At 34.9% G+C, this 241-nt stretch carries 1 pseudogene; it reads right to left on the bottom strand.

Annotation, left to right across the window (positions count from 1 at the left end):
• A pseudogene (locus EP737_RS25210) lies at positions 1-241 on the bottom strand (PTS glucitol/sorbitol transporter subunit IIB); the annotation flags it as partial.

Raw genomic sequence — 241 nt, 5'->3', positions numbered from 1 at the left:
CTCTTGAAAATCTCATTAAAAAGTTATCATTATTATCTAACTTTTCCTTTTTAAGCTCTTCATAATTCTTTTTGAAGCTTTCTTTATCTTTTGTATCAAAGTTCTTCGTTGCTTCTTGTTCTTCTGTTTCTTGTTGACTCTCTGTAGCTCCTGATTGTTCGTCCACTACCTGAATTTGTTTTTCCGTAACCCCTGAAACGAAAATGTCTTCTGTAATATGTTTAGCCAACGGGCCTGACGG

It is taken from the genome of Ectobacillus funiculus (genome assembly GCF_004138295.1).
GTDB classification, from domain to species: domain Bacteria; phylum Bacillota; class Bacilli; order Bacillales; family Bacillaceae_G; genus Ectobacillus; species Ectobacillus funiculus.
This window is presented reverse-complemented; position numbering and strand designations above follow the sequence as displayed.